Origin of the sequence: Streptomyces bobili (assembly GCF_002154575.1) — a bacterium.
GTDB classification, from domain to species: domain Bacteria; phylum Actinomycetota; class Actinomycetes; order Streptomycetales; family Streptomycetaceae; genus Streptomyces; species Streptomyces bobili.
In genome coordinates, this window is sequence record NZ_MUBA01000260.1 from 1 (window position 1) to 5,449 (window position 5,449).

Consider the following 5,449-nt stretch of genomic DNA (forward strand, 5'->3'; position numbering starts at 1 on the left):
GCCGTCCCGGCCGGGACGGCCATGAGGATCCAGGCCACGGTCACCAGGGCCAACGCCCTGGTCACGAGAGCGGATCGGGTCGATTCGGATCCATGCACGACGAGATCATGGGGCCTTGCGCGCGGGCACACGCCCGCGTGCGGGGGTCATTGCCCCGAATGGGGGAAGCCCGCTTCCCCGGGGTTGTCCGGCGTGCGCTCGTACGTCCGGCCGCGCGTACTCGTGTGCGAGGGGCTCGGACGGGTGGCCCGAAGGGGTGGTGGCACAGGCGGCGAAAAGAATTCTGTGCCGGGTTTGAACACAACGACCCCCGGCGTGCGTATCCATGGCTGTGCGGCGGCGCAGCAGGGCGCTGCAACACCCTTGGGATGATCGGGGAGTTGAAGATGAAGACCTCCTGGCGGAGCGCCTCACTCGTGGCGAGCGCTGTGTCTGTTCTGGCGCTGACGACGGCGTGCGGTCAGGAAGGCGGTACCGCTGCGTCCAGCCAGAACGTGGGTGTCACGGCCCCGGCCGGCACCGTCGCCGGCGTGGGCAGCGGCTACGGAGGTGTCGGCGCGGGCACCAGCCCCAGCGCCAGTGCTCCGGGGGCCGTCGGCGCGGGCGGAGCCGCCCAGGCCGGCACGGCGGGCCAGCTGGCCGTCTCGGCCAACGACGAGCTGGGCAAGGTGGTGATCGACGCCGCCGGTATGACGCTGTACCGCTTCGACGCGGACACCGCGCAACCGCCCAAGTCCAACTGTGACGGCGACTGTGCGACGACCTGGCCGCCCGTGCCGGCCGACGACGCCACCGCCGGCGACGGCATCGACAAGTCGCTGCTCGGCGAGGTCACCCGCACCGACGGCACCAAGCAGCTGACCGTCGACGGCTGGCCGGTGTACCGCTACGCCAAGGACACCAACGCCGGTGACACGAACGGCCAGGGCGTCGGCGGCAAGTGGTTCGCGCTGGCCCCCGACGGCAAGAAGGCCAAGTCGGCCTCCGCCGCGCCCGGCCTGTCCGTGCGCAAGGACCCCAACCTCGGCGACATCGTCGTCGACAAGAACGGCATGACGGTCTACCGCTTCGTCAAGGACGAGGCGTGGCCGAAGCCGGTCACCGCGTGCCTCGGCGCCTGCGTGGAGAAGTGGCCGGCCGTCGCCCCCGTCGCCACCAACGACACCGAGGGCGTCCAGAAGAAGGGCCTGATGAGCTTCACCCGGCCCGACGGCGTCAAGCAGATGACCGTCAACTGCTCGCCGATCTACACCTTCTCCGGTGACAAGGCCCCCGGGGACATCAACGGTCAGGGCGTCGGCGGCACCTGGTACGCCGTGGCCCCCGACGGCAAGCTGGTCGGCGCGCCCAAGCAGTAGAGATCACCTCCCCAGGGCTGATCCCCGCTTCTGCGACGGCTCGTCCGACCCCCGGTCCGCCCCCTCCGCGCCGCACGGAGGGGGCGGACCCCTGTGCTGTGTCGCATCCGGTACTTTTCTTGGGCACTTTCCGGTATGTCATTTCGGCACGTGCCGCAGGCAGTGACCGGGAACGGACGGTCAATTTCCGTTTCCGCTCGCTCTGTTGGCGGGCGATCAGTAGCCTCTGCTCGAACACCGGATCGCCTACGCCTTGGAGAGACAGATGGAACGTCCCGCCTGGGCCCCACGGAGCATCGACATCTCCGTGCCCAGTGTCTCGCGGATCTACGACTACTACCTGGGCGGTTCGCACAACTTCGAGGTCGACCGGGAAGCGGCCCGCAAGGCCATGGAGTTCATGCCGGGACTCCCCAAGATCATGCAGGCGAACCGGGCGTTCATGCGCCGCGCGGTGCGCTACGCGGCCCACGAGGGCATCACCCAGTTCCTGGACATCGGTTCCGGCATCCCGACCTTCGGCAACGTCCACGAGGTGGCCCGCGAGGCCCGTCCCGGCGCTCGTGTCGTCTACGTCGACCACGACCCGGTCGCCGTCGCGCACAGCCAGGTGGTGCTGGAGGGTGAGGCGGACGCCGACGTCGTCGCCGCCGACCTGCTCAAGCCGCGCGACATCCTCGCCAGCAGGCAGGTGGAGCAACTGATAGACCTGGAGCGGCCCGTGGCGCTGCTCCTCGTTGCCATACTGCACTTCGTGGAAGACAGGGACGACCCGTACTCCGCCGTGGCCGAGCTGACCGCCGCGCTCGCGCCCGGTAGCCTGCTCGTCCTCACGCACGCCTCGTACGAGGGGATCCCGCTGCCTCCCGGGCGGGCCGAGGGCGCGGTGGACGTGTACAAGGACATTCGCAACCCGCTGGTCATGCGCTCGCGTGACGAGATCGCGCGGTTCTTCGAGGGGTACGACATGGTGGAACCGGGACTGGTGCCGATGCCGCACTGGCGGCCGGAGACGGCACCGGAGGACGAGGATCCGTACGCCTTCTCCGGTTTCGCGGGCGTGGGGCGCGCTTCGTGACCGCCGAGCCGGACGGGCCGGAGGACAGACTGCGGCGGTTCGCGACGATCTGGAGCCGGGCGGTGTTCCCGGTCACCTCCACGTCGCTGACCCGGCCGGAGCTGGAGGAACAACTCCTGCCGCTGGCCAGACGGTTGAGCGAGGCGCTGCGCGCCAGGAGTTTCGAGGCGGAGACCCCCAAGGCGGTCGGGGCGGCCCTCGTCGGCGCCCACTGCACCGACCCGGACGCCCTCGCCCGGAGTCTGGACTGCGTCGACGCCTATCTGGTGCTCTACTGCGGTGAGGACGGCCCCCAGGAGGACCTGCGCACCCGCTGCTCCCGGCTCCAGCACGCCATGGCCGCCGGGTTCGCGCAGAAACTGCGCGAGCGCACGCTGGCCGAGCAGGAGGCCATCGCCCAGGCCGCGTTGCGGGCCCAGGGCGTGGTGGCGCAGGCACTGCATGCCAGCGAGGCCCGCTTCCGCGCGGTCTTCGAGGGCGCCGCGATAGGAATCGGCATCGCCGACCTTCAGGGCAACATCCTCGAGGTCAACGGGGCGTTGGTGCGCATGTTCGGCGGCGGCGAGCAGGCGGTGCGCGGGCGCAACGTCAGCGAGTGGACGCACGCCGACGACGCGCCCCAGGTCTGGCGGCTCTACGACGAGCTGGTGCGCGGCGAACGCGAGCACTACCACGTCGAGAAGGCGTTCTACCGCCCTGACGGAACGGTCCTGTGGACCAATCTGACGGTCTCGCTGCTGCGGGACCCCGACGGGCAGCCGCAGTACCAGCTGGCGCTCATGGAGGACACCACCGAGCGCCGGCTGCTCAACCTCCGGCTGCGCTACGAGGCCACCCACGACGCGCTCACCGGCCTGCCCAACCGCACCCTGTTCTTCGAGCGCCTGGAGAAGGTCCTGGCCGCCGGGGAGGGCCAGCGCTTCGGCCTGTGCTACCTGGACCTGGACGGCTTCAAGACCATCAACGACAGCCTCGGGCACGCGGCCGGCGACCGGCTGCTCGTCGAGGTCGCCGACCGCCTGCAGTCCTGCGCGACGGCGCCCGGCGAGATGGTCGCCCGGCTCGGCGGTGACGAGTTCGTGGCGCTGACCACCGGCCCCGACACCCACCGCGAGGTCGACGACCTCGCCGCCCGGATCATGAACGCCCTGGTCGCGCCCGTGCGCATCGAGGGCCGTGAACTGACCGTGCGCGGCAGCATCGGCATCGTGGAGGGCCCGGCGGGCGAGCACAGCCCCGCCGAGGTGCTGCGCAGCGCCGACATCACCATGTACCGGGCCAAGTCGGCGGGCGGCAACCGCTTCGAGCTGGCCGACCCCGAGGCCGACGCCCGTGCCATCACCCGCCACGGTCTGACGACGGCCCTGCCGGCCGCGCTGGAGCGAGGCGAGTTCTTCATCGAGTACCAGCCGCTCGTCCACCTCGGCGACGGCAGCGTGCGCGGCGCCGAGGCCCTGGTGCGCTGGCTGCACCCCCAGCACGGCGTGCTCGGCCCCGACCGGTTCATCCCGCTCGCCGAGCACACCGGGCTGATCGTGCCGCTGGGCCGCTGGGTCCTGGAGCAGTCGGTGCGCCAGGTCGGCCACTGGCGTGAGCGGTGCGGCGAGCCGGGCCCGCTGCGCATCAACGTCAACCTCTCGCCGTGCCAGCTCACCCACCCCGGGCTGGTGCAGGACACCGTCGACATCCTGGAACGCGCCGGCGTCTCGCCCGAGGCGCTCTGCCTGGAGGTCACCGAGTCGGCCCTGATCGGCGCCGACGACGACCTCCTCAAGCCGCTGCGGCGGCTGGCCGAGATGGGCGTCGACATCGCCCTGGACGATTTCGGAACCGGATACTCCAACCTCGCCAACCTGCGCCGGCTGCCGGTGAGCGTCCTCAAGCTGGACCGCTCCTTCACCCAGAGCATGCAGCAGTTCCCGGCCGATCCTGTCGATCTCAAGATCGTCGAGGGGATCGTCTCGCTCGCCCACAGCCTGGACCTCGCGGTCACCGTCGAGGGCGTGGAGACCGGCGCCCAGGCCGAACAACTGCGCATACTGGGCTGCGACACGGCCCAGGGCTGGTACTACGCCCGCCCCGGTCCGCCGGACCGCCTGCACGAGCTGGCCCTGGTGGACGCCACGGGGTGACGGCACAGCTCGGTTGCGGGAGGGGCCGGGTCACGCGCGATCATGTGCGCGTGACCCAGGAATCAGACGCCGTCGCCGCGGCGATCGCGGGCGAACTGAGCCTCATGGACCCCGCCGTGCGCGCCTCCCGCACCGAGACCGTCCGTCTGCTCGACCCCGAGTTCACCGAGGTGGGCGCCTCCGGCCGCCGCTACACGTACGCGGAGACGGTGGCCGAACTCCCCGACCACCCCGGCAGCTCCCCGACGGGCCCCCGCTACGAGCCGTCGGCGATCAGGGGCGTACTCCTGGCCCCGGGCCTGGTCCACCTCACGTACACCACCACCTTCGCCGGCCACCGAGCCCACCGAACCTCCCTGTGGCGCAGACAGACCCCGGAAACGGCCTGGCGCATGTACTACCACCAGGCCACCCCGCTCCCCCCGGACCACCCCTGACCAAGGAATCGCCGGGCCCCTCAGCCCACCCAGGGGCGCGGGGAACTGCGCGCCCAGCCACGACGGTGCCGCACCTTCCAGGGCACCACCGGGAGCCCCTGGCCAGGGAATCGCCGGGCCCGTCACCCCACCTAGGGGCGCGGGGAACTGCGCGCCCAGCCACGACGGTGCCGCACCTTCCAGGGCACCACCGGGAGCCCCTGACCAAGGAATCGCCGAGCCCGTCACCCCACCCAGGGGCGCGGGGAACTGCGCGCCCAGCCACGACGGTGCCGCACCTTCCAGGGCACCACCGGGAGCCCCTGGCCAGGGAATCGCCGGGCCCGTCACCCCACCTAGGGGCGCGGGGAACTGCGCGCCCAGCCACGACGGTGCCGCACCTTCCAGGGCACCACCGGGAGCCCCTGACCAAGGAATCGCCGAGCCCGTCACCCCACCCAGGGG

General features: G+C 71.4%; 4 protein-coding genes. All 4 read left to right on the top strand.

Annotation, left to right across the window (positions count from 1 at the left end; all coding sequences use genetic code 11):
• The first annotated feature begins 386 nt into the window (after positions 1-386).
• Complete coding sequence (locus BZL64_RS21320; RefSeq protein ID WP_086770801.1) at positions 387-1,358, top strand: SCO0930 family lipoprotein; 972 nt, start codon at positions 387-389, stop codon at positions 1,356-1,358.
• Between the two features lie 265 nt (positions 1,359-1,623).
• Positions 1,624-2,436 carry an SAM-dependent methyltransferase gene (locus BZL64_RS21325; RefSeq protein ID WP_086770802.1) on the top strand — a complete coding sequence of 271 codons (813 nt, stop codon included), beginning with the start codon at positions 1,624-1,626 and terminating at the stop codon, positions 2,434-2,436.
• Positions 2,433-4,568, top strand: a complete 2,136-nt coding sequence (locus BZL64_RS21330; RefSeq protein WP_086770803.1) for a putative bifunctional diguanylate cyclase/phosphodiesterase — start codon at positions 2,433-2,435, stop codon at positions 4,566-4,568. The genes BZL64_RS21325 and BZL64_RS21330 overlap by 4 nt, the downstream gene beginning before the upstream one ends.
• Positions 4,569-4,618: 50 nt before the next feature.
• A complete protein-coding gene (locus BZL64_RS21335; protein ID WP_086770804.1) occupies positions 4,619-5,005 on the top strand; it encodes a nuclear transport factor 2 family protein in 387 nt (128 codons plus the stop codon).
• Positions 5,006-5,449 lie beyond the last annotated feature (444 nt).